Genomic DNA, 23,936 nt, shown 5'->3' with positions numbered 1-23,936 from the left:
TGTGTGAGCGGGCCCCTGTGGCGAGGGAGCTTGCTCCCGCTGGGTCGCGAAGCGACCCCAAAATCAGCGAATGCGGTCTGTCAGGCAGACCCCATTCGCCGGTTTACGACTGCTGCGCCCGAGCGCGGACCGGCCGAGCGGGAGCAAGCTCCCTCGCCACAGGATCACCCGCCGACACAGGGCCTTCATATAGACGGACGACCGGCCCCATGACGACTCCACTCCCCACCGCCATCAAACTGCACAAAGCCTCGAAAACCCTGGAGCTGCAATATGCTCCCGACGAGATCTATCACCTGAGCGCAGAATTCCTGCGCGTGCACTCTCCTTCCGCCGAGGTCCAGGGCCACGGCAAACCCATCCTTCAATTTGGCAAGATCGGCGTAGGCCTGACCAAGGTAGAACCGGCCGGTCAGTACGCACTGAAATTGACCTTCGATGACGGCCACGACAGCGGTCTGTTCACCTGGGAATATCTCTATCAGTTGGCGCGACGATATGACGCACTCTGGGACGATTATCTTGCCGAGCTCAAAGCCGCCGGAAAGACCCGCGATCCAAACGAGTCTGTCGTCAAGCTGATGCTCTAGCTCAAGGCCCGCGCTCTTTAGAGGGCATTTTCTAATTTCATCTGTTTGAATGCTGGGCTGCGGTGCCGAGGATCGGCCTGCTTGCGAAAAAAATTAAACTCGGGTAACCAATGGATCTGGCAAGTTCTGTGCAGCGCGCCTCCTGAATGAAAAAGTCAGCGATGTACAACTAACGGTCACCCGAGCGTGTACCCGGCATTTGCTGTGTGACTACACAGCAGGACTCAGGTACTCGCCTCAGGACAATGGAGCGTCGTAGATGAGTAACAAGAATAACGATGACCTGAAACTTCAAGCCTCGGAAAATACCCTGGGGCTTAATCCGGTCATCGGCTTGCGTCGAAAGGATCTGCTTACCTCTGCCCGCATGGTGCTGACCCAGGCCATCAAACAACCCATTCACAGCGTCAAGCATGTCGCGCATTTTGGCATTGAGCTCAAGAACGTGATGCTCGGTAGATCCGAGCTGCAACCGGAAAGCGATGACCGTCGTTTCAACGATCCGGCGTGGAGTCAGAACCCGCTCTACAGACGTTATCTGCAAACCTACCTGGCGTGGCGCAAGGAACTCCACGACTGGATTGGCGAAAGCAATCTGTCCACCCAGGACATCAGCCGCGCACACTTCGTGATCAACCTGATGACCGAGGCCATGGCCCCGACCAACAGCGCAGCCAACCCTGCTGCCGTCAAACGCTTCTTCGAAACCGGCGGCAAAAGCCTGCTCGATGGCCTCTCGCACCTGGCCAAGGATCTGGTGCACAACGGCGGCATGCCGAGCCAGGTCAACATGGGCGCCTTCGAAGTCGGCAAGAGCCTGGGCACCACCGAAGGCGCGGTGGTTTTCCGCAACGATGTACTGGAGCTGATCCAGTACCGGCCAATCACGGAACAAGTGCACGAGCGCCCACTGCTGGTGGTGCCACCACAGATCAACAAGTTCTACGTTTTCGACCTGAGTCCGGACAAAAGCCTGGCGCGCTTCTGCCTGCGCAACAATGTGCAGACCTTCATCGTCAGCTGGCGCAACCCGACCAAGGCCCAACGCGAATGGGGCCTGTCGACCTACATCGAAGCACTCAAGGAAGCGGTCGATGTGGTTACCGCGATCACCGGCAGCAAAGACGTGAACATGCTCGGCGCCTGCTCCGGCGGCATCACCTGCACCGCGCTGCTGGGCCACTACGCGGCGATTGGCGAGAAGAAGGTCAACGCCCTGACGCTGCTGGTCAGCGTCCTCGACACCACCCTTGATTCCCAGGTCGCGCTGTTCGTCGACGAACAAACCCTGGAAGCCGCCAAGCGTCATTCCTATCAGGCCGGTGTGCTTGAAGGTCGCGACATGGCCAAGGTCTTCGCCTGGATGCGCCCCAACGACCTGATCTGGAACTACTGGGTCAACAACTACCTGCTGGGCAACGAGCCGCCGGTCTTCGACATTCTGTTCTGGAACAACGACACCACCCGCCTGCCGGCGGCGTTCCACGGCGACCTGATCGAACTGTTCAAAAACAACCCACTGATCCGTCCTGATGCACTGGAAGTGTGCGGTACGCCGATCGACCTCAAGCAGGTCACGGCAGACGTCTACTCCCTGGCGGGCACCAACGACCACATCACACCGTGGAAGTCGTGCTACAAATCGGCGCAGCTGTTCGGTGGCAAAGTCGAATTCGTGTTGTCCAGCAGCGGCCATATCCAGAGCATCCTGAACCCGCCGGGCAACCCGAAATCCCGTTACATGACCAGCACCGACATGCCGGTCCATGCCAACGACTGGCTGGAAAACTCAACCAAGCACACTGACTCCTGGTGGCTGCACTGGCAGGCCTGGCAGGCCGAGCGTTCGGGCAAGCTGAAAAAAGCCCCGACCGTACTCGGTAACAAGACCTATGCGGCAGGTGAGGCATCACCGGGGACTTATGTGCATGAACGTTAACTGACCACAAACCTGCAGAAGCCGAGCCTGCTCGCGATGGCGACCTCAAGGACGCCATCGCCGGCAAGCCGTGCTCCTACAGGGATAACGATCCACCCACAGGGCTTGAAGCATGCCGCAACCGTTCATATTTCGTACTGTCGACCTGGATGGTCAAACCATCCGCACCGCGGTACGCCCCGGCAAGCCTCACTTGACGCCCCTGCTGATTTTCAACGGCATCGGCGCCAACCTTGAGCTGGTGTTTCCGTTCGTCCAGGCGCTCGACCCGGACCTGGAAGTGATCGCCTTCGATGTCCCCGGTGTCGGCGGTTCATCGACGCCTACCCACCCTTACCGCTTTCCCGGACTGGCCAAGCTGACCGCTCGGATGCTCGACTACCTCGATTACGGGCAAGTCAACGTGGTCGGTGTTTCCTGGGGCGGGGCACTCGCCCAACAGTTCGCTTTCGACTACCCCGAGCGCTGCAAGAAACTGGTGTTGGCGGCGACGGCGGCGGGCATGGTGATGGTGCCGGGCAAACCGAAAGTGCTGTGGATGATGGCCAGCCCCAGACGCTACATCCAGCCATCCCACGTGATTCGCATTGCGCCGCTGATTTATGGCGGTTCGTTCCGGCGTGATCCGAACCTCGCGGCGGAGCACGCCAGCAAAGTCCGCTCGGCGGGCAAGCTTGGCTACTACTGGCAGCTGTTCGCGGGCCTGGGCTGGACCAGTATTCACTGGCTGCACAAAATCAATCAGCCGACCCTGGTGCTGGCCGGTGACGATGACCCGCTCATTCCGCTGATCAATATGCGGGTACTCGCCTGGCGTATTCCCAATGCCCAGCTACACATAATCGACGACGGCCATTTATTCCTGATCACTCGGGCTGAAGCCGTCGCTCCGATCATCATGAAATTTCTCCAGGAAGAACGCCAACGGGCGGTGATGCATCCGCACCCGGGGTCGTTCGGCGGCACATAACGTACTGCGTATGTCGACAGGCGTGTCGAAAGCCGCAAGGGAGGTCCGAAGCGACTATGGTGTCTATTCGGAATTGATGTACTTGTTGATGGCTTGACGAAGGAGTGTTGACTCATGCGAGACAAAAAAGCGCCGGGCGCCTTTCCTCCACCCGCCGCATTCATCAATGCCCAGAGTGCGATCACCGGTCTGCGCGGCCGGGATCTGTTCTCGACTCTGCGCAGTGTCGCCGCTCACGGCTTGCGTCACCCGGTACAGAGTGCCAAACACGCACTGGCGTTGGGTGGCCAGCTGGGCCGGGTACTACTGGGCGAGACCCTGCATCAGCCCAACCCTTCGGACAGCCGCTTCGCCGACCCGAGCTGGGCCCTCAATCCGTTTTACCGACGCGGCCTTCAGGCTTACCTGAGCTGGCAGAAGCAGATCAAAAAATGGATCGATGAAAGCGGCATGCCCGCCGATGACCGTGCACGCGCGCACTTTGCCTTTACCCTGCTCAACGACGCCGTCTCGCCGTCCAACACTTTACTCAACCCGCTGGCGGTCAAGGAGCTGTTCAACTCAGGCGGCCACAGTCTGGTGCGTGGCCTCAGCCATCTGTTCGACGACCTGATGCACAACAATGGCCTGCCCAGCCAGGTGACCAAGCACGCCTTCGAAGTCGGCAAAACGGTCGCCACCACCACCGGTGCCGTGGTGTTTCGCAACGAACTGCTGGAGCTGATGCAGTACAAGCCGATGAGCGAAAAACAGTACGCGAGGCCGCTGCTCGTGGTGCCGCCGCAGATCAACAAGTACTACATTTTCGACTTGAGCCCGCACAACAGTTTCGTCCAGTTCGCACTGAAAAACGGCCTGCAGGTGTTCATGGTCAGCTGGCGCAACCCGGATGTCCGTCATCGCGAATGGGGTCTGTCGAGTTACGTCGAGGCCGTGGAAGAAGCGCTGAACGTCTGCCGGGCGATCAGCGGCAGCCGCGAGGTCAACCTGATGGGCGCCTGCGCCGGCGGCCTGACCATCGCGGCCCTGCAAGGACATCTGCAAGCCAAGCGGCAGTTGCGTCGGGTCTCGAGCGCGACCTATCTGGTGAGCCTGCTCGACAGTGAACTGGAAAGCCCGGCAACCCTGTTTGCCGACGAACAAACCCTCGAAGCGGCCAAGCGTCGCTCCTACCAGAAAGGCGTGCTCGAAGGTCGCGACATGGCCAAGGTATTCGCCTGGATGCGCCCCAACGACCTGATCTGGAACTACTGGGTCAACAACTACCTGCTGGGCAAAGAGCCGCCAGCCTTCGACATTCTCTACTGGAACAACGACAACACTCGCCTGCCGGCCGCTTTTCATGGCGACCTGCTGGACTTCTTCAAGCACAACCCGCTGACCCATCCTGGCGGACTGGAGGTCTGCGGCACGCCGATCGACTTGCAGAAAGTCAACGTCGACAGCTTCAGCGTCGCCGGGATCAACGACCACATCACACCTTGGGATGCGGTGTACCGCTCGACACTGCTGCTGGGCGGTGAGCGGCGCTTCGTGCTGTCCAACAGCGGCCACGTGCAGAGCATTCTCAACCCACCGAGCAACCCCAAGGCCAACTACGTCGAGAGCCCGAAACTGAGCAGCGATCCACGGGCCTGGTACTACGACGCCAAACACGTCGACGGCAGTTGGTGGAACCAGTGGCTGAGCTGGATTCAGGAACGTTCCGGCACTCAGCGCGAAACGCTGATGGCCCTTGGCAACCAGAACTATCCACCGATGGAGGCGGCGCCAGGCACCTACGTGCGCGTACGCTGAACTCTCCCCGCGCCACGGCCTGAAGTGTCGGCCGTGGCCTGACGAATCACTAAGAAGACTGGATGAAAACCCGCGACCGGATTCTTGAATGTGCCCTGCTGCTGTTCAACCAAAAGGGCGAGCCAAATGTCTCTACCATGGAAGTTGCCAATGAGCTGGGGATCAGCCCCGGCAACCTCTACTACCACTTTCACGGCAAGGAGCCGCTGATTCTCGGGTTGTTCGAGCGCTTCCAGAGCGAATTGACGCCCTTGCTCGATCCGCCGTCGGACGTGCAACTGGCCCCGGAGGATTACTGGCTGTTCCTGCACCTGATCGTCGAACGCCTGGCACACTACCGCTTCCTGTTCCAGGACCTGTCGAACCTGGCCGGGCGCTTGCCGAAACTGGCCAAGGGCATTCGTAATCTGCTCAATGCCCTCAAGCGCACACTGGCCTCGTTACTGGCGCAGCTGAAGGCTCAGGGGCAATTGGTCAGCGATACCCAGGCACTCGGGCAACTGGTGGAACAGATCACCATGACCTTGCTGTTTTCCCTGGACTATCAACGGATTCTCGATCGCGAAGGCGAAGTGCGAGTGGTGGTCTACCAGATCATGATGCTGGTGGCGCCGCACCTGCCGCCGTCGGCGAAACTCGCAACCGAGCAGTTGGCGTTGCAGTATCTGGAAGAGCATGACTGAAGCAACACCGCCCCTGTAGCGGCTGGCGAAGCCTGCGTTCGAGTGCGCAGCAGTCGCAATCCGGATAGCACAACCTACCTGATAAAACCGGGTGACCGATTTACGACGACTTCGTCGCCGAACGCAGCCTTCGGCAGCTGCTACACCGGTTGGCGAACCACTCAGTTTTTGCGGCACAAACAAAAACGCCCGACCTTCGCAGGCCGGGCGTTTTTGCGTGCCCTGGGTTAATCAGGACTGACTGGTTGGCGCCGATGGGGTTGGCGCTACAGTCGGGGTCACAGCAGGGGTTGGCGCCGCGGCGGAGTTCGCCGGGCTGACCGGTGCTGCCGGTTTGGCGGCAGCCACTGCCGGTTTCGCTGCGGCCACTTTCGGGGCTGCAGGCTTTTTGGCTACTGGCTTCTTCGCAGCAGCAGGCTTGGCGGCGGCTTTGGCAACCGCCGGTTTGGCTGCTGGCTTGGCCGCTGCAGGTTTGGCTGCCGCGGTTTTAGCTGCCGGCTTGGCTGGCGCTTTAGCCGCTGGTTTGGCAGCCGTTTTTGCGGCAGCTTTGACCAGGGGTTTGGCGGCAGTTTTAGCGGCCGGTTTGGCTGCTGCCGTTTTAGCGGCAACAGGCGCAACCTTGGCACCGGTGAGTTTTTCAATTTGCTTGGTCAGGGTATCGACCTTGCTGTGCAGCGCTTTGACTTCATTGCGGCTTGGCACGCCAAGACGCGAAATCGCGCTGTTCAGACGCTTGTCGAAAGCCCCTTCCAGTTCATCCCACTTGCCCAGCGCGCGATCTTTGACACCACTGATACGCGACTTGGCCGATTGAGCGGAGTCTTTGGCAGCGTCGACAGTTTTGCCGACAGCGCTCTTGGTGAGCTTCTCGGCTTTCTCGCCATCTTTAACCAATGACTCGAAGAGTTTGCTGCCGTCAGTGTCGATCTTCGAGTACACGCCTAAACCAGCAAGCCAGATTTTGCGGGAGTAGTCTTCGACTTTCCCAATCCACGAGCTGCCTTCTTTCTCGGTGTTCTTTTTACCAGCCATCCCGTTCTCCTTAATGTTTACGCGCGACGCGTTCGAGCAATGCCGTCAGCTCATCGAGCTTAGCAGAGAGTGTCTCAACGTCATGTTTAGACGGAATGCCGATACGATTCAAGGCACTTGCGACACGCGTGTCGAAAGCCTTCTCGACTTTGTCGAGCTGAACTTCGACTTTGCCTTTGAAGGTACTGACTTCACTCTTGGCTTCATCAATCTCGGCGTTGGCCGCTTCAAGCTTCTCGGCAACGACTTTTTTGCCTTTCTTTTCAACAGTTTGACCAGCCTTGATCAACTCCTGAAAGTACTCGCTGCCTTCCTGACCGACCTTGGTGTAGGCACCCAGGCCTGCCAGCCAGATCTTGCGGGCATAGGATTTCACTTCGTTCAACGCAGTCGGCTGAACGTCAGTTTTTTTCTTCAAAGTAACTTTGGCCATGGTGCACCTCACGCGCAGAAGGTTTGAGGAACTGCCCGTCAAGCGTCGGGCTCAGGCACAACGTAGTGAGAAAAATTAGAAACGGCACCCTAACAACCGCAACAATTGAGTGGTGCCTCAAACCTGTAGGAGCAAAGCTTGCTCGCGATGAACGATAACGTGGCGTGCCTGGTATACCAACTCGCGGGCAAGCCTTGCTCCTACAAAAACAAGGGCGATCAGACCAGTGCTTTATCGAGGGCTCTTTCGATTTCCGACTTGATGGTGCCGCTCATGGCTGACATCAACAGGCCGAGTTCGACATCGACCCTGATCGAGGTGTCGCCCACATACACGGCGCCTTTTACCCCGGAACGCTTGAGGTTCAGGGTGTCGCCCGACCACTGAGGTTCCAGGCCATATTGCGCCGCCAGTTTTTCCGCCAGTTTGTCAGCCTTCTCGCGGGCTGCTTCCTTACCCAGGCCATGGGCACGCTCAACACTAATATGGGCCACTGAATGACTCCTGCTTTATCGGGACTTGCCTCACGCATTCTGACCCCTGCTGCGTCAAAACGTCCGGGCGGTTGCCTATCTTACCTTCAGCCTTGCCAAGACAAAGCATGCCTGCGGGATTAGAATGTCGCGCATTCTCTTTTGGTGACAGCGATATGACTGATCAGCGCAAAGGCAGCGATGCCGAACCCACCACTCACTTCGGCTTCAAAAACGTTCCGGAAAGCCAGAAAGCGGAAAAAGTCGCTGAGGTTTTCCACTCGGTAGCCGCCAAATACGACCTGATGAATGACCTCCTGTCGGGCGGCATGCATCGTTTGTGGAAGCGTTTCGCGATCGAACTGTCGGGCGTTCGCACCGGCAACCGCGTGCTGGACATCGCCGGTGGCACCGGCGACCTGACCAGAAAGTTCTCGCACCTCGTCGGTCCGACCGGCCAGGTCGTGCTCGCCGACATCAACGAATCCATGCTCAAGGTCGGTCGTGACCGCCTGCTGGATCTGGGCGTGGCCGGCAACGTCGAGTTCGTTCAGGCCGACGCTGAAAAGCTGCCGTTCCCGGACAACCACTTCGACTGCGTGACCATCGCGTTCGGCCTGCGCAACGTCACCCACAAGGAAGACGCCCTGCGCTCCATGCTGCGAGTGCTCAAACCGGGCGGGCGCTTGCTGGTGCTGGAATTCTCCAAACCGACCAACGCACTGATGTCCAAAGCCTACGACGCCTACTCGTTCGCCTTCATGCCGTTGATGGGCAAGCTGATCACCAATGACTCGGAAAGCTATCGCTACCTGGCCGAATCGATCCGCATGCACCCGAACCAGGAAACCCTGAAGTCGATGATGGTTGAAGCCGGTTTCGACCGCGTGACCTACCACAACATGACCGCAGGCATCGTCGCCCTGCACCGCGGTATCAAACCCTGATGTTGCTCGCCGGCCTGCTCGCCAGCGTCGAACTCGGCCTCAACCGGGTGTTGCGGCTCGACAGCACAGCGCTGCCGCGCCTGGCGCATTTGAGCGGCAAGGTGATTGCCGTCGATTGCCGCAGCCCGGCGTTGCAGATGTTCATTGTGCCCAGCGACGAAGGCCTGATGCTGGCAGCACACTGGGCCGCGGACGCCGACTGCACCTTGCGCGCACCGGCGGCAAGCCTGCTCAAGCTGGCCCTGAGCAAAGACAAGACGGCGGTCCTGCATGGCCCTGAAGTTGAACTCGACGGCGACAGCGGTGTGCTGCTGGAACTCGCGGCAGTCCTTCAGGACCTGGAGCTGGACTGGGAATACGAACTCTCGCGCTGGCTGGGCCCGGTCGCCACGCAACTGCTGGGCGGTCACTTGCGCAGCCGCGCACGCTGGTATCAGCAAGGTTTCGCCAGCCTGAACCAGAATCTTGCCGACTACCTCGCCGAAGAATCGCGGGCCCTCGTCGGCCAGCGCGAAGCCGAAGCGCGGTTTAGTGAACTGGACCAGATCAAACTTGATCTGGAACGTCTTGAGGCGCGCTTCGAGCGTCTTTCCCGATCCCTTGATTCAAGCGATAACGCATGAAGCTGCTTGCCGTCCGCCGTTTGTTGCGCATCCAGCGCGTCGTGATCCGCTACCGCCTCGATGACCTGCTGTTCGCCCTGCCACTGCCGTGGTTCCTGCTGGGGCTGCGTTATGCGCTGCCATGGCGCTGGTTTCCGCGTAAAACCCTCGACCTGAGCCGGGGCGCGCGCCTGCGGCTGGCCTTGCAGGACCTGGGGCCGATTTTCATCAAGTTCGGACAGATCCTTTCGACCCGCCGCGACCTGCTGCCCGAAGACATCGCCGATGAGCTGATGCTGTTGCAGGACCGCGTGCCGCCGTTTGACTCGCAGGTAGCGGTCAAGCTGATCGAAGAACAGCTGGGCAAGAAAATCAGTGATGTGTTCAGCCGATTCGACATCGAGCCACTGGCTTCAGCCTCGGTAGCGCAAGTTCATGCGGCGCAGTTGAAGAGCGGCGAAGAAGTGGTGGTCAAGGTCATACGCCCGGGCCTCAAACCGGTGATCGCGCAAGACCTGGCCTGGCTGTTCATCCTCGCCCGCGCAGCGGAAAAACTCTCCGCCGACGCCCGCCTGCTGCACCCGGTGGAGGTGGTCAGCGACTACGAAAAAACCATCTTCGACGAACTCGACCTGTTGCGCGAAGCGGCTAATGCCAGCCAACTGAGGCGCAACTTCGACGGCTCGCCGTTGTTGTACGTGCCGCAAGTCTACTGGGACTGGTGCCGACCAAAAGTGTTGGTGATGGAGCGCATCTACGGGATTCAGGTCACGGACCTGGCGACCCTCGCAGACCAGCGCACCGACATGAAAATGCTCGCCGAACGTGGCGTGGAGATCTTCTTCACCCAGGTGTTCCGCGACAGCTTCTTCCACGCCGACATGCACCCCGGCAACATCTTCGTCAGCACCGTGCAGCCGTGGAGCCCGCAGTACATTGCGATCGACTGCGGGATCGTCGGCAGCCTGACGCCTGAAGACCAGGACTATCTGGCACGCAACCTGTTCGCCTTCTTCAAGCGCGACTATCGCCGCGTTGCCCAATTGCACATCGATTCGGGCTGGGTGCCGGCGGAAACCAAACTCAACGAATTCGAAGCGGCAATCCGTACGGTCTGCGAGCCGATTTTCGAAAAACCGCTAAAGGATATTTCCTTCGGCCAGGTGCTGATGCGCCTGTTCCAGACGGCGCGACGCTTCAACATGGAAGTGCAGCCACAACTGGTTCTTTTGCAGAAAACCCTGCTCAACATCGAAGGCCTGGGCCGTCAGCTGTACCCGGAACTGGACCTGTGGAACACCGCCCAGCCGTTCCTCGAACGCTGGATGCGCGAGCGCGTCAGCCCGAAAACCTTGCTCGGCAACCTGCACAACCAGGTCGAGCAACTGCCGCACCTGGCCAACATGACCCGTGACCTGCTCGAACGCATGTCGCAGCCGCACGTCGTCAACTCGCCAGCGGCCTGGCATCGCCGCTCGGACGACTGGTTCCTGCGCCTGCTCGGCACCGCGCATCTGGCGGGTGGCGCGATCCTGCTGGCCGGCGGCCCTCTGGACGGACTGGGCCATTGGCCCGGCGCGATCATGGTGGCCGTGGGCTTGTATCTGATCGTTCGACGATAGCCAGCCGCGCTGCACGCTGGCACACTGTTCCAACGCCAGGGTTCCACTACTGAAGTGTCGAGCCCGCTGTCGGAGTCGAAGATGAAAGATTGGCTGGACGAGATCAAATGGGACAGCGACGGCCTGGTGCCGGCGATCGCCCAGGACCATAAAACCGGGCGCGTGCTGATGATGGCCTGGATGAACCGCGAAGCGCTGGAACTGACCGCTGCCGAGAACCGCGCCATCTACTGGTCACGTTCGCGTGGCAAGCTGTGGCGCAAGGGCGAAGAGTCCGGGCATGTGCAAACCCTGCATGAGATGCGCCTGGACTGTGACGCCGACGTGATCATTCTGATGGTCGAGCAGATCGGTGACATTGCCTGTCACACCGGCCGCCAAAGCTGCTTCTACCGCGTCTATGAAAACGGCGACTGGAAAACCGTCGACCCGGTGCTCAAGGACCCGCACGCCATCTATTCGGACCACAAACATGACTGACACCCTGACCCGTCTGGCCCAAGTGCTGGAAGAGCGTAAAGGCGCTGCCGCCGACAGCTCCTATGTCGCCAGCCTTTACCACAAGGGCTTGAACAAGATTCTGGAAAAAGTCGGCGAAGAATCGGTCGAGACGATCATTGCCGCCAAAGACGCTGCCATCAGCGGAGATTGCAGTGATGTAATCTACGAAACCGCTGACCTGTGGTTCCATAGTATGGTCATGCTCGCCCAACTGGGGCAGCATCCGCAGGCTGTCCTCGATGAGCTGGACCGCCGCTTCGGCCTGTCCGGTCACGTCGAGAAAGCCTCGCGCCCGTCCGCCTGAATAACGATTAGAGAGGAGCAGCAACATGGGCATTTTTGACTGGAAACACTGGATCGTTATCCTGGTGGTTGTGGTACTGGTGTTCGGCACCAAGAAACTGAAAAACCTCGGCACCGACGTCGGTGAATCGATCAAGGGCTTTCGCAAAGCCATGAACGATGAAGAGAAGCCTGCCGAACCCGTCGTGCCGCCGACCACTGCACAGCCAACAGCGCCGGTGCAGCCACAGGCCTCGACACTGAACGAGCCGCACACCATCGACGTGCAGGCCCATAAAGTCGAAGAGCCGACCCGCAAAGACTCGTGAGCGCAGACTAATGTTCGGTATCAGCTTCTCTGAACTGCTGCTTGTCGGCCTCGTTGCCCTGCTGGTGCTGGGCCCCGAGCGTCTGCCGGGCGCTGCGCGCACCGCCGGCCTGTGGATCGGACGCCTGAAGCGCAGCTTTAACGCGATCAAACAGGAAGTTGAACGTGAAATCGGGGCCGACGAGATTCGCCGGCAACTGCACAACGAGCACATTCTGTCGCTGGAACAAGAGGCGCGCAAAATCCTCAATCCAGCCCAGCAGCCGACGCCAGTCGAGACGGTAGCCGAGCAGACGGTCCAGGCGCCTGCGCCTGCTGCCGAAACTGCAGCTGTCGCAACACCGGTCGAGCCGCCTCCAGCGGTCGTTTCCGCACCACCGACAGCCCCTGTTACTCCTGCGGCGGCAACTACTGCGCCGGCTCCCCACGACCCAACACTGCCGCCGCGAGCCCCATGAGCGATATTCCAGAGAACGACCAGCACATGCCGCTGGTTTCGCACCTCACCGAGTTGCGTACTCGCCTGCTGCGCTGCGTCGCGGCGATTTTCCTGATCTTCGCCGGGTTGTTCGCCTTCACCCAGCAGATCTACACCTTCGTCTCGATACCGCTACGCCAGTATTTGCCGGCCGGCGCGACGATGATTGCCACCGACGTGTCCTCGCCATTCCTGACGCCGTTGAAGCTGACCATGATGGTCTCGCTGTTCCTGGCGATCCCGGTGATCCTGCATCAGATCTGGGGCTTCATCGCGCCGGGCCTGTACAAGCATGAAAAGCGCATCGCGGTGCCGCTGCTGGTCTCCAGCATCCTGTTGTTCTACACCGGCATGGCGTTCGCCTACTTTCTGGTGTTCCCGCTGATCTTCAAATTCTTCGCCTCGGCCACTCCGGCGGGCGTGGAAATGATGACCGACATCACCAGTTACCTGGATTTCGTCATGACGCTGTTCTTCGCCTTCGGCGTGGCGTTCGAGATCCCGGTGGCCGTGGTGCTGCTGGTGTGGATCGGCGTGGTCGACGTCAAATACCTGAAGAAGATCCGCCCGTACGTGGTCATCGGCTGCTTCGTGGTCGGCATGATCCTGACCCCGCCGGACATCTTCTCGCAGACCCTGCTGGCCGTGCCGATGTGGCTGTTGTTCGAGATCGGCATAGTGTTTGGCAGCCTGGTCAGCAAACGCGAAAAACCGGCGGATGACCAGCCGGCGGACGATCACAACGACCAGCCGCCAGCGACTCAACCGTGAACCTGCTGCTCCTCGAAGAGGCCGACTTCATTGCGGCCGACCGGGTGATCCTGCGCGATCGCCGACTCACTCACATGCAGGAAGTCCACCGCTGTGAAGTCGGCGACAGCCTGCGGGTCGGGCGGATTGGCGGATTGATGGGCTCGGCCGAAGTGCTGCGCCTGGAAGCCACCGAAGCCGAACTGCGCGTCACCCTCGACCAGCCACCACCGGCCAAGCTGCCGCTGACCCTGCTGCTAGCCCTGCCACGGCCGAAGATGCTGCGCAGAGTGTTCCAGACGGTCGCCGCAATGGGTGTGCCACGAATCGTGCTGGTGAACAGCTATCGGGTCGAGAAGAGCTTCTGGCAGACGCCGTTCCTCGAACCCGAGGCCATCCGTGAGCAACTGATCCTCGGTCTCGAACAGGCTCGCGACAGCGTGCTGCCCGAGATCGTTATCGAGAAACGCTTCAAGCCCTTCGTCGAAGACCGTCTGCCGGCCATTGCCGACGGCACCCTTGGGCTGGTCGGCCACCCCGGCCAGTACCCGCCCTGCCCTCGAGGGCTGGACGAACCGGTAACCCTGGCGATCGGCCCGGAAGGCGGCTGGATCCCCTACGAAGTCGACCTGCTGAGCAAGGCCGGCCTGCAACCGGTACAGCTCGGCGACCGCATCCTGCGGGTCGAAACCGCCGTCACGGCCCTGCTTTCGCGCCTTTTCTAACACAGCCCTGTGGCGAGGGAGCTTGCTCCCGCTTGGGCGCGAAGCGGCCATCGCTTTTTTCGAGCAAGAACGCATCCACCGACTTTACGACTGCTTTGCAGCCGAACGGGAGCAAGCTCCCTCGCCACAAGTGACTGCCGACCCAGACATTGCGGCGGCCTACAGATCTCCATCTTCCGGCCGATAGTCTCTCTATAAATCCAATTAACGTGGTCGTAGGGAGTCCGCAGCATGTACCGATGGTTAGCCGAACACCTGGGAAATGTGAGCGTCAATCGCAAGCTTGGCATCGGCTTTGGCCTGGTGTTGCTCCTGACCCTGCTGATCACTGTGGATGGCTGGACGGGCATGAGCGGCATCATCAGTCGCGGCGACAAGCTCGGGTATATTTCCAGCCTCAATGAGCTGACCAAAGACCTGCGTATTGCTCGCCTGGACTATGAAATGCGTCGCGGTGAACAAGGCCCGGCGGCGGTCAGCGACTTGTTGGGCAAGCTCGACTCAGGCCTGCAAGGCGCCCTCAAGATGATCGAGCAGCCAGCCGATGTGGCGATGCTCAATCAGCAGATTGAAGCCGTCAGCAAGTACAAGCACGCCTTTACCGACATGACCCAGGCTACCGCCAACCGCGAAGCGGCCCGTGCCAAACTCGGTGCCAGCGCCGACAACGCCGTAGCCCACGTGGCGGAAGTCGAAGCCGCCCTGCTGCAAGGTGACAGCGTCGCCCGGTTCAACAGCGTCATCGAGCTGAGCAAGTTGATCCAGCAGGCACGCTTCCAGGTGCGCGGCTACACCTACAGCGGCAAGGTCGAGGCTGAGCAACCGGCGCTGGACGCCATCGACAACGCCTTGAAGTACCTCAAGACCCTGCCGGAAAAACTCCCGGAACAGCACACCGCCAACCTGCAACAAGCCACCGACATGTTGATCGCCTACCGCGCTGCCGTCAGCCAATACCGCGATTCCCAGGTGGCCAGCGCCACCGCCCTCAAGGACATGGCCCAGCAAGGCGACCTGCTGTTCGAGCTGAGCAAGAAACTCACCACCGCCCAAACCGTCGTGCGTGATAGCGATGCCACCGCAGCCAAAAACACCTTGCTGCTGGTGACCGCGCTGGCACTGGCATTCGGTCTGCTCGCTGCCTGGGCCATCACCCGGCAGATCATCATCCCGTTGAACCAGACTCTTAAAGTTGCTGAACAGGTGGCTGCCGGCGACTTGACTCACAACCTCGTTTCCCAGCGCCGCGACGAACTCGGCCAGCTGCAACGCGCGATGCAGAGCATGACCGTCGGCCTGCGCGAACTGATCGGCGGCATCAGCGAAGGCGTGACTCAGATCGCCAGCGCCGCCGAAGAACTTTCAGCCGTGACCGAGCAGACCAGCGCCGGGGTCAACAACCAGAAGATTGAAACCGACCAGGTGGCCACCGCCATGAACGAAATGGCCGCCACCGTGCAGGAAGTCGCACGCAACGCAGAGGAAGCATCGGAAGCCGCCGTCGCCGCTGACCAGCAGGCCCGCGAAGGCGACAAAGTGGTCGGCGAAGCCATCGCCCAGATCGAACGCCTGGCCACCGAAGTCGGCAACTCCACTGAAGCCATGGGGCATCTCAAGCGTGAGAGCGACAAGATCGGCAGCGTGCTGGATGTGATCAAGTCCGTTGCCCAACAAACCAACCTGCTGGCCCTCAACGCCGCTATCGAGGCGGCACGGGCCGGTGAGGCCGGACGTGGTTTTGCCGTGGTTGCCGACGAAGTGCGCAGCCTGGCGCAACGCACCCAGAAGTCCACCGAAGAGATCGAAGAGCTGATTGTCGGCCTGCAAAGCGGTACTCAACAGGTCGCCAGCATCATGGACAACAGCCGCAGCCTGACCGACAGCAGTGTTGAACTGACCCGCCGCGCTGGCGGTTCGCTGTCCAACATCACTCGCACTGTCTCGGCAATTCAGGCGATGAACCAGCAGATCGCCGCAGCCGCCGAACAACAGAGCGCCGTGGCCGAGGAAATCAACCGCAGCGTGCTGAACGTGCGCGACGTTTCCGACCAGACCTCGGCCGCCAGCGAAGAGACCGCGGCCTCCAGCGTCGAGCTGGCGCGGTTGGGCACCCATTTGCAGATGCTGGTGGGCAAGTTCAGGGTTTGAGGTGATGCAGATACCTCGGTTCGCTTGGGACCGAGGCGATGCCATCGCGGGCAAGCCTTGCTCCTACGAACCCATGTTTGCCACAAGATTCGGGCGCAACATAAATCTGTAGGCGCAAGGCTTGCCCGCGATAGCGGTCTGACAGGCGCTGAAGTTACAGAACCTGCCGCAAAAACGCCTGTGCTCGCGGGTCCTTCGGCGCATCGAAGAATTCGGCCGGCGAGGCGTCTTCGAGCAATTTGCCGTGATCGAAGAACAGCACCCGATCCGCGACTTCCCGCGCAAAGCCCATTTCGTGGGTCACGCAGACCATGGTCATGCCTTCCACGGCCAGGGTCTTCATCACGTCCAGCACTTCGCCGACCATTTCCGGGTCCAGCGCCGACGTCGGCTCATCGAACAACATAACCTTAGGCTCCATGGCCAGCGCCCGGGCAATCGCTACGCGCTGTTGCTGACCGCCAGAGAGCCGTGACGGAAACTCGTGGGCCTTCTGCGCGATGCCAACTTTTTCCAGCAGTGCCAGAGCCTTGGCCTCGCGCTCCTGCTTGCCGCGCTTGCGCACGACTTTCTGCGCCAGGCAGAGGTTTTCCAGCACGGTCATGTGCGGGAACAGGTTGAAGTGCTGGAACACCATCCCGACTTCACGGCGGTAAGCGTTGACGTCGGTTTTCGGGTCCGCCAGTTGCAGACCGTCGATGCTCACCGAGCCCGAGTCGAATGCTTCCAGACCATTCAGGCAGCGCAGAAAGGTCGACTTGCCGGAACCCGACGGCCCAATCACCACCAACACTTCGCCCTTGGCCACTCGAGTGGTGACGTTGTCCACCGCACGGACCACTTGGCCGCGGGTGTCGAAGACTTTTACCAGATCGCGGACTTCAATCACTTTGCGCGAGCCTCCGCTCAAGCCGGCTGGCGATTTTCGACAGCGGCAGGTTGATCAACAGGTACAGACCCGCCACGCAGAACAGGATTTCGAACGGCGAGAACGAGGTGGTGATGACTTCACGGCCACTCTTGAGCAACTCGGTGATGGCGATCACCGACACCAGCGAGGTGTCCTTGACCAGACTGATGAATTGCCCGGCCAACGGTGGCAGCACGCGCTTGAACGCTTGCGGCAACACCACGTGGCGCATCGACTGACCAGCGCTCAAACCCAGCGAACGGGCGGCTTCGTTCTGCCCACGGGCAATCGATTGCACGCCAGAACGAATGATCTCGGCCACATAGGCACCGGTGAACAGCGACAGTGCGGCGATCCCGGCAAATTCGCGGGACAGGTTGAGCACCGTGCCGATGAAGAAGTAGAAGATGAATATCTGCACCAGCAGCGGCGTACCGCGCACCAGCTCGATGTAGACGGTCGACAGATCACGCAGGGTCGGGTTATTCGACAGCCGACAGAGGCCGGTCGCCAGGCCGATCAGCAGCCCGAGCACGCCCGACACCAGCGACAACCACAACGTTGTCCACAGGCCCCACAACAGCGGTCCTGCCGCCCAATGCCGGGTTACACCGACCACATCGCCTTCCGCCACGTCGTCGCCACGGGCCACTTGCAGGCTGTTGTCATCAACGCTCAGCAGCTGTTCGACCCCGGCGTCATTGCGCAGGGTCACTTCGGCCTTGCCGCCAGTGCGCACCAGCTCGCTGACGGTAGAAATGTCAGCGGCACGCTGGGTTTCTTCGGCCTGATAGGCGAAATACTGCGGCACGCGATTCCAGCGCCATTCGTAAGACATCAGCGAGGTGGCGTAATACAACGCACCAGCCATGCCGATCAGCACCAGCACGGTCAACACGTGCCAGGGCCATTGGGCTTTTTTCTGTTTCATTTGTCAGCAAATCCATAACGATCAGGGCGCGCGCTCCCCCTGTGGCGAGGGAGCTTGCTCCCGTTGGGGTGCGAAGCGGCCCTGAAATCAGCCACCGCGCATCTTCGGGTAAAACGTGTAAACCGGTTTACGGCTGCTGCGCCCGAGCGCGGACCGGCCGGTGGGAGCAAGCTCCCTCGCCACAAAGGTCAGGCGTTATTCCATGTCCTTGAGCCAGGCGGAGTCTTTGAACCACTTGTCATGGATGCGATCGTAGGTGCCGTCTTCGTGGATCTGGTGCAGGAAGTTGTTGATGAAGTTGATGCTGTCGTAGTCACCCTTCTTCAGACCGAAGGCCAGCGGCTCGTAGGTGAACGGCTTGTCGAGGAACACCAGTTTGCCGTTGCCGACCTTGTTCACCGCCACGACGTTGTAAGGCGCGTCGTAGATGAAGGCGTCAGCCTTGCCGTTGACCACGTCGAGCACGGCTTCCTGCTCGTTGTCGTAACCGTGGTACTTGGCTTTCGAGATCAGCTTCTTCGCGACCATTTCCCCGGTGGTGCCAAGCTTGGAGGTGATGCGGTAGTCCGCGGTGTTCAGGTCTTTGTAGGAGGTGATGGTGCCTTCCAGCTCCTTGCGGATCAGCAATGTCTGGCCGACCACGATGAACGGTTCGCTGAAATTCAGGCGCAGGTTGCGTTCCTGGGTCAGGGTCATGCCACTGCCGATCATGTCGAACTTGTCGGTCATCAGGGCCGGGATGATCCCGTCATAGCCGGTGGAGACCATCTCCAGCTTGACGCCCATAGCCTTGGCCATGGCTTTGAGGATGTCGACTTCGAAGCCAATGATCTCGCCGCGCTTGTTGGTCATTTCAAACGGCATGTAGGTCGGGTCCATGCCGACTTTCAGCGTGCCACGCTTGACTGCGTCGTCGATGGCGCCGGCGTGCGCCGCGTTGACGGCAACCAGTGCCGTGACGCCGAGCAGCAGCCTCGAGAGATACTTCTTCATCATCAACTCCCCTAACCCATAGTGTTGTCAGGCGCACAAAAAGCCGATTTTCTTTTTAAAACCGACAGTTACGGACAGAAAGTTGTCCGGGCGCACCAAAGAGGGGAGCGATGCTAACGCACTCGTCCGTTTGCACAAGGGGGCAAAAGGGGATTTGTTGTTTGCTGATCACCCACGCAAAAAAAGCCCCGCTCGGTAGCGGGGCTTTTTCATCAGGCCGGTTGTGCCTGTGTGCTCAGTGGTTTGAGCGGCAACAACGGTGCGTGAGGATCGGCTTTCACCGACGCTCGCCAGGCATCCAGCCACTCGGCGTGACTGTCGCTCCAGACCTGCTCATGCAGGCGACCCAGTGCCACCGGGTCGCTCAGCAATTGCAGACGCTCATGGTTGTTCAACCCGGCAGGGCCGGCTTTCAGCGCATGACGAACCCGTTCGATACGCAGCCACTCAATCGGCTCGGCCTGACCGTGACGCGAAGTCGCCAGCGCGCACGCCAGGGCATTCTGCTGCGGATCGACCACGGCGCGGATGAAGCCGTCGTTCAGTGCGTGCCAACGGTTTTCGTGGGTGTACTGATCGGTTGCCAGCAAGGCCTGCGGCGGTGCGTATTCCTCAGGGATCAGGAACAGGCTTTCGTCGCGGGACTTGAGGCCCAGCTTCACGCGGCTGGAGATCACCGACACCGGGATCGACAGCATCAACGAACCGACGATCGGTACCAGCCACCAGAGGAAACTCGGGTTCAGCCAGACCACCAGCAAAGCCCAGAAAAAGCCCAGCAAGGTTTGCGGACCATGGCGGCGTACCGCTTCGCTCCACGGTGTCGAGTCGTCGTCACGTTGTGGCGAGTTCCAGGTCGCTGCCCAGCCGAGGAACGCGGCGAGTACGAAACGGGTGTGGAAGATCATCCGCACCGGCGCCAGCAGCATGGAGAACAGCATCTCCAGCAGCATCGACAGGGTCACCTTGAACTTGCCGCCGAACTCTTTCGCGCCCTTGGCCCAGATCAGGATGATGCTCAGCAACTTCGGCAGGAACAGCAGCACGATGGTCGTCGAGAACAGCGCGACGGCCTTGTCCGGGTGCCATTGTGGCCACAGCGGATACAACTGTCGTGGCTCCATGAAGTACTGCGGCTCCATCAGCGTGTTGACCGCCAACAGCGCCGTCGACAACACCAGGAAGAAGAACCACAGCGGTGCCGACAGGTAAGACATCACGCCGGTCAGGAACACCGCACGGTGCACCGGGTGCATGCCCTTGACCAGGAACAGCCGGAAGTTCATCAGGTTGCCGTGGCACCAGCGACGGTCACGCTTGAGCTCGTCGAGCAGGTTCGGCGGCAGTTCTTCGTAGCTGCCGGGCAGATCGTAAGCAATCCACACGCCCCAGCCGGCACGGCGCATCAGCGCCGCTTCAACGAAGTCGTGGGAAAGGATCGCCCCCGCAAACGCGCCTTTACCGGGCAACGGCGCCAGGGCGCAGTGCTCGATGAACGGCTTCATGCGGATGATCGCGTTGTGGCCCCAGTAGTGGGATTCGCCCAACTGCCAGAAGTGCAGGCCGGCGGTGAACAGCGGACCGTATACCCGCGTGGCGAACTGCTGCATGCGCGCATACAGCGTGTCCATGCCCGAGGCACGTGGCGCGGTCTGAATGATCCCGGCATCCGGCGTGGCTTCCATCAAGCGCACCAGACTGGTCAGGCATTCGCCACTCATCACGCTGTCGGCGTCGAGTACGACCATGTACTTGTAATCACTGCCCCAACGACGGCAGAAGTCGTCGAGGTTGCCGCTCTTGCGTTTCACCCGACGGCGACGACGGCGATAGAAGATCTTGCCAAAGCCCTTGGCTTCGCGGCAGACGTCCAGCCAGGCTTGCTGCTCGGCAACGCAGATATCGGTGTCGTTACTGTCACTGAGGACAAAGAAGTCGAAGCGATCCAGATCACCGGTGGCTGCGACCGACTCGAAGGTCGCGCGCAAACCGGCGAATACCCGCGGTACGTCTTCGTTGCAGATCGGCATCACCAATGCGGTGCGAGCGTCCTTGGGAATCGGCTCGTTGCCGGCGCTGGCGCCGGAAATGCGGTACTTGTCGTGCCCGGTGAGCAACTCGAGGAAGCCCATCAGTGCGGTCCAGAAACCGGCCGACACCCAGCAGAACAGAATCCCGAACAGAATCAGGATGCTGGTTTGCAAGGCATAGGGCAGCACTTGCGTGGCGGTCTGGAGCAGCGGTTGGTGCAGGACTTCGTTGAGGTCGACGAACGACCAGCCCTGGTACGGCATGATGCCTTTCATGTACCAGCCCGCGACGATGGTCTGGCCCAGCATCAACACCAGCAGAATGTAGCGGCGGATCGAACCGACGGTGCGCCAGCGAGCCGCCGGCAGCACGCGCTCATCCTTCGGCGGTGCCGGAGGATTGGTGCGACCGGTCAGGCGACGCCAGCCACGCACCAGGATATTGGTACGCCATGGCTCGGGCACGACCTTGGTCCGACGAATCGGCGGGGTTGCCTTCAGGCACACCCGGCCGCTGGCGTCGAGCGCCAACATCTCGGCCTCCTCCAGCTCCTCGGCGGAATTGAGGGTCAGCCGACGACCGACCGAAGCCTGGTTCGCTTCGCCCGGTGCGTCGAAGGTCTTCGACGACAGGCGCTCATGCAGTTCGCTGAAAGATGTGCAGCCCGCAAGTTCTGCGCGCTGCTCATCGGTCATTGGCAGGTGCGCCAGATACTCGTTGAGAGTTTCTGGCTGTACTTGGGAATTACTCATCGGCTGGCAACTGGTAGCTCCAGGTCTCGGTCAGCACTTGTTCAGTCTTGGCTGCATCCGGGGCAGGAGGTGTGGCAGGGGCTGCTTCGGCAGCGGCAGGCTGCTTGGCATCTTTGTCTTTCGCTTCCTTGGATTCCTTTTCTTTCTTCTCGAGTTGCTTGGCGGCGATCTTGTCGGCCTTGGCAATGGAAGAATTGGCGTTCGGCAGCGAAACCTTCGCCGGTTCAGGGGCGACGATTTCCTTGACCAGCGCAGCGCGCATCTCGGTGGATTTGCCTGGGTCCTTGATCTTCATGCGCAGGGTCAAACGCCAGCCCTGGGTTTCAGGGTTGTAGCGCACGCTGTTCTCGACCACTTCGGCGTTGTCGCCAACGCTGACCTGGCTGCGAACCGGCGCATCTTCCGGCAGAGCCTTGAGGGACGGGCCGGTGAAATCCACCAGGTAGGCAACGCTGCCATCTGGCTGACGAATCAGGTTGGACTGTTTCACGTCACCAGTGGAACGCAGGGTCTGTTGAACCCAGGCGCTGTCCGCCGAATGCAGGGCTGCTTCGTCGATGGTCCAGTGCAGACGGTAGGCGAAGTCCAGCGGCTGACCAGGCTCAGGCAGTTTTTCCGGGCTCCAGAAGGCAACGATGTTGTCATTGGTTTCGTCGGCAGTCGGGATCTCTACGAGGTCGACGGTGCCTTTGCCCCAGTCGCCCTGTGGCTCGATCCAGGCGCTTGGACGCTTGTCGTAGCGGTCATCGAGGTCTTCGTAGTGGCTGAAGTCACGGCCACGTTGCAGCAGGCCGAAACCACGCGGGTTCTCAACCGAAAAGTTGCTGACAGCCAGGTGTTTCGGGTTGTTCAACGGGCGCCAGATCCACTCACCATTGCCGGCATGGATCGACAGACCGCTGGAGTCATGCAGTTCGCGACGGTAGTTGAGCACTTTCGACGGCTGGTTGGCGCCGAACAGGAACATGCTGGTCAGTGGCGCGATCCCCAGTTTGCTGACCTTGTCACGCAGGAACATTTGCGCCTTGACGTCGACAATGGTGTCGCTGCCTGGACGCAGGGTCAGGCGGTAGGCGCCGGTGGCACGCGGCGAGTCCAGCAGCGCGTAGATCACCAGGTGCTTGTCGGTCGGCTTGGGTTGCTCGATCCAGAACTCGGTAAAGCGCGGGAACTCTTCACCGGACGGCAGCGCAGTGTCGATCGCCAGGCCACGGGCAGACAGGCCATAGGTGTGGCCTTTGCCGACGACGCGGAAGTAACTCGCGCCGAGCATGGTCATGATTTCGTCTTGCTTGTCAGCCTTGTTGATCGGGTACAGCACACGGAAGCCGGCATAACCCAGCTTTTCGGTGGATTTAGGATCGAACTTCACGTCGCCGAAATCGAAACGACTTGGGTCGTACTTGATCTCTTCAACGTTGTTGGCGGTGATTTCGTTGATCTTCACCGGCGTGTCGAAGTGCATGCCCTGGTGATAGAACGACAGCTTGAACGGGGTTTTCTGGTCGGCCCATTCGGCTTTTTCGGTCAGGAAACGAATTTTCTGATAATCCGCGAATTTCATCTCACGGAATTCGTTCGGCAGATTGCTGCGCGGAGCTTCGTATTTCTGCCCGGCCAGCTCTTTTGCCTTGGCCGACACATCATCCAGATTGAATGCCCAAAGCTGGCCAGCGCTGAGCAGGCAAAGCAAAGCAGAGCCCGTCACCAGTGCGTTTCGTAACCGTTTGGCAGACAATTTTGGTGCATTACAGGGACTAACAATCACGAGCAACCCTCGCCGAAAACAGATCAAAAAACCAACGGCCAGACTAGGCGGTCTGTGTGGTCGGTTTTGTGAGCTTACTTCGGCGTCAGGTAACCAGATACTGCGTTGCTGCTTCTCGCCATAGCGGGCTATGACTCGTCGCAGCGCCTTGTTTCTGGCTACCTGACATCCGAAATAATGCTCACAAAACCAACCGTACAGACCACTCATGCCAGGTTGGCGAGCATTGTTCCGACTCCGATGGGGCTAAA

The 23,936-nt window shown here is 60.2% G+C and carries 23 protein-coding genes and 1 pseudogene; 16 read left to right on the top strand and 8 right to left on the bottom strand.

Annotation, left to right across the window (positions count from 1 at the left end; translation table 11 throughout):
* Nucleotides 1–209: 209 nt before the first annotated feature.
* From AO353_RS12420 to AO353_RS12400, 5 genes are all read left to right on the top strand, one after another.
* On the top strand, nucleotides 210–590 hold the full coding sequence (locus tag AO353_RS12420; RefSeq protein WP_054595217.1) for a gamma-butyrobetaine hydroxylase-like domain-containing protein: 381 nt from the start codon (nucleotides 210–212) through the stop codon (nucleotides 588–590).
* A 259-nt stretch (nucleotides 591–849) separates the two neighbouring features.
* Nucleotides 850–2,529, top strand: a complete 1,680-nt coding sequence (gene phaC, locus AO353_RS12415; RefSeq protein WP_054595216.1) for a class II poly(R)-hydroxyalkanoic acid synthase — start codon at nucleotides 850–852, stop codon at nucleotides 2,527–2,529.
* A 112-nt stretch (nucleotides 2,530–2,641) separates the two neighbouring features.
* A complete protein-coding gene (gene phaZ / locus AO353_RS12410) occupies nucleotides 2,642–3,499 on the top strand; it encodes a poly(3-hydroxyalkanoate) depolymerase (protein ID WP_054595215.1) in 858 nt (285 codons plus the stop codon).
* A 114-nt stretch (nucleotides 3,500–3,613) separates the two neighbouring features.
* Entirely contained in the window at nucleotides 3,614–5,296 is a 1,683-nt protein-coding gene (phaC, locus tag AO353_RS12405) for a class II poly(R)-hydroxyalkanoic acid synthase (protein WP_054595214.1), read from the top strand.
* Between the two features lie 62 nt (nucleotides 5,297–5,358).
* A complete protein-coding gene (locus AO353_RS12400) occupies nucleotides 5,359–5,979 on the top strand; it encodes a TetR/AcrR family transcriptional regulator (RefSeq protein WP_054595213.1) in 621 nt (206 codons plus the stop codon).
* 231 nt (nucleotides 5,980–6,210) lie between these two features.
* Here AO353_RS12400 and AO353_RS12395 read toward each other — a convergent pair whose 3' ends face one another.
* The 3 genes from AO353_RS12395 to AO353_RS12385 all read right to left on the bottom strand — a co-directional run bounded on the left by AO353_RS12395 (nucleotide 6,211) and on the right by AO353_RS12385 (nucleotide 7,938).
* On the bottom strand, nucleotides 6,211–7,011 hold the full coding sequence (locus tag AO353_RS12395) for a phasin family protein (protein ID WP_054595212.1): 801 nt from the start codon (nucleotides 7,009–7,011) through the stop codon (nucleotides 6,211–6,213).
* A gap of 10 nt (nucleotides 7,012–7,021) precedes the next feature.
* Nucleotides 7,022–7,444, bottom strand: a complete 423-nt coding sequence (locus AO353_RS12390) for a phasin family protein (RefSeq protein WP_054595211.1) — start codon at nucleotides 7,442–7,444, stop codon at nucleotides 7,022–7,024.
* Nucleotides 7,445–7,662: 218 nt separating this feature from the next.
* On the bottom strand, nucleotides 7,663–7,938 hold the full coding sequence (locus AO353_RS12385; protein WP_054595210.1) for a polyhydroxyalkanoic acid system family protein: 276 nt from the start codon (nucleotides 7,936–7,938) through the stop codon (nucleotides 7,663–7,665).
* Between the two features lie 155 nt (nucleotides 7,939–8,093).
* On the opposite strand from AO353_RS12385, the gene ubiE reads away from it, so the two are divergent.
* The 11 genes and pseudogenes from ubiE to AO353_RS32100 all read left to right on the top strand — a co-directional run bounded on the left by ubiE (nucleotide 8,094) and on the right by AO353_RS32100 (nucleotide 16,300).
* On the top strand, nucleotides 8,094–8,864 hold the full coding sequence (ubiE, locus tag AO353_RS12380; RefSeq protein WP_007989286.1) for a bifunctional demethylmenaquinone methyltransferase/2-methoxy-6-polyprenyl-1,4-benzoquinol methylase UbiE: 771 nt from the start codon (nucleotides 8,094–8,096) through the stop codon (nucleotides 8,862–8,864).
* The gene (locus AO353_RS12375) at nucleotides 8,864–9,487 is read left to right on the top strand and encodes a ubiquinone biosynthesis accessory factor UbiJ (RefSeq protein ID WP_054595209.1); all 624 of its coding nucleotides are present in this window, start codon (nucleotides 8,864–8,866) and stop codon (nucleotides 9,485–9,487) included. The genes ubiE and AO353_RS12375 overlap by 1 nt, the downstream gene beginning before the upstream one ends.
* Nucleotides 9,484–11,088, top strand: a complete 1,605-nt coding sequence (gene ubiB, locus AO353_RS12370) for a ubiquinone biosynthesis regulatory protein kinase UbiB (protein ID WP_054595208.1) — start codon at nucleotides 9,484–9,486, stop codon at nucleotides 11,086–11,088. The genes AO353_RS12375 and ubiB overlap by 4 nt, the downstream gene beginning before the upstream one ends.
* A gap of 81 nt (nucleotides 11,089–11,169) precedes the next feature.
* A complete protein-coding gene (gene hisI / locus AO353_RS12365; protein WP_054595207.1) occupies nucleotides 11,170–11,568 on the top strand; it encodes a phosphoribosyl-AMP cyclohydrolase in 399 nt (132 codons plus the stop codon).
* Nucleotides 11,561–11,893, top strand: coding sequence for a phosphoribosyl-ATP diphosphatase (locus AO353_RS12360; protein ID WP_018929162.1), 333 nt, complete (start codon nucleotides 11,561–11,563; stop codon nucleotides 11,891–11,893). The genes hisI and AO353_RS12360 overlap by 8 nt, the downstream gene beginning before the upstream one ends.
* 25 nt (nucleotides 11,894–11,918) lie before the next feature.
* A complete protein-coding gene (locus AO353_RS12355) occupies nucleotides 11,919–12,200 on the top strand; it encodes a twin-arginine translocase TatA/TatE family subunit (RefSeq protein ID WP_054595206.1) in 282 nt (93 codons plus the stop codon).
* Nucleotides 12,201–12,210: 10 nt separating this feature from the next.
* Nucleotides 12,211–12,657, top strand: a complete 447-nt coding sequence (tatB, locus tag AO353_RS12350) for a Sec-independent protein translocase protein TatB (RefSeq protein ID WP_054595205.1) — start codon at nucleotides 12,211–12,213, stop codon at nucleotides 12,655–12,657.
* On the top strand, nucleotides 12,654–13,448 hold the full coding sequence (tatC, locus tag AO353_RS12345; RefSeq protein ID WP_054595204.1) for a twin-arginine translocase subunit TatC: 795 nt from the start codon (nucleotides 12,654–12,656) through the stop codon (nucleotides 13,446–13,448). The genes tatB and tatC overlap by 4 nt, the downstream gene beginning before the upstream one ends.
* Nucleotides 13,445–14,152 (top strand): 16S rRNA (uracil(1498)-N(3))-methyltransferase, encoded by a 708-nt coding sequence (locus AO353_RS12340; protein ID WP_054595203.1) that lies wholly within the window; start codon nucleotides 13,445–13,447, stop codon nucleotides 14,150–14,152. Before tatC ends, AO353_RS12340 begins: the two co-directional genes overlap by 4 nt.
* A 231-nt stretch (nucleotides 14,153–14,383) precedes the next feature.
* Nucleotides 14,384–15,442 (top strand): annotated as a pseudogene (locus AO353_RS32105) (methyl-accepting chemotaxis protein); the annotation flags it as partial.
* Nucleotides 15,428–16,300 carry a methyl-accepting chemotaxis protein gene (locus AO353_RS32100; protein WP_371917726.1) on the top strand — a complete coding sequence of 291 codons (873 nt, stop codon included), beginning with the start codon at nucleotides 15,428–15,430 and terminating at the stop codon, nucleotides 16,298–16,300. The pseudogene AO353_RS32105 and the gene AO353_RS32100, both read left to right, overlap by 15 nt.
* A 154-nt stretch (nucleotides 16,301–16,454) precedes the next feature.
* Here the strand turns inward: AO353_RS32100 and AO353_RS12330 are convergent, their stop codons facing one another.
* The 5 genes from AO353_RS12330 to AO353_RS12310 all read right to left on the bottom strand — a co-directional run bounded on the left by AO353_RS12330 (nucleotide 16,455) and on the right by AO353_RS12310 (nucleotide 23,685).
* Complete coding sequence (locus AO353_RS12330; protein ID WP_054595201.1) at nucleotides 16,455–17,189, bottom strand: amino acid ABC transporter ATP-binding protein; 735 nt, start codon at nucleotides 17,187–17,189, stop codon at nucleotides 16,455–16,457.
* Entirely contained in the window at nucleotides 17,182–18,141 is a 960-nt protein-coding gene (locus AO353_RS12325; RefSeq protein ID WP_054595200.1) for an amino acid ABC transporter permease, read from the bottom strand. Before AO353_RS12325 ends, AO353_RS12330 begins: the two co-directional genes overlap by 8 nt.
* Before the next feature lie 195 nt (nucleotides 18,142–18,336).
* Nucleotides 18,337–19,134, bottom strand: coding sequence for a transporter substrate-binding domain-containing protein (locus AO353_RS12320; RefSeq protein ID WP_054595199.1), 798 nt, complete (start codon nucleotides 19,132–19,134; stop codon nucleotides 18,337–18,339).
* Between the two features lie 212 nt (nucleotides 19,135–19,346).
* Nucleotides 19,347–21,917, bottom strand: a complete 2,571-nt coding sequence (gene mdoH, locus AO353_RS12315; protein WP_054595198.1) for a glucans biosynthesis glucosyltransferase MdoH — start codon at nucleotides 21,915–21,917, stop codon at nucleotides 19,347–19,349.
* Nucleotides 21,910–23,685: a glucan biosynthesis protein G gene (locus tag AO353_RS12310; protein ID WP_054595197.1), complete on the bottom strand. Its 1,776-nt coding sequence runs from the start codon at nucleotides 23,683–23,685 to the stop codon at nucleotides 21,910–21,912. Before AO353_RS12310 ends, mdoH begins: the two co-directional genes overlap by 8 nt.
* Nucleotides 23,686–23,936 lie beyond the last annotated feature (251 nt).

The sequence above is a fragment of the Pseudomonas fluorescens genome (assembly GCF_001307155.1).
GTDB classification, from domain to species: Bacteria; Pseudomonadota; Gammaproteobacteria; order Pseudomonadales; family Pseudomonadaceae; genus Aquipseudomonas; species Aquipseudomonas helvetica.
The sequence above is the reverse complement of the archived record's forward strand: the minus strand, read 5'-3'. Positions and strand labels throughout refer to the sequence as shown.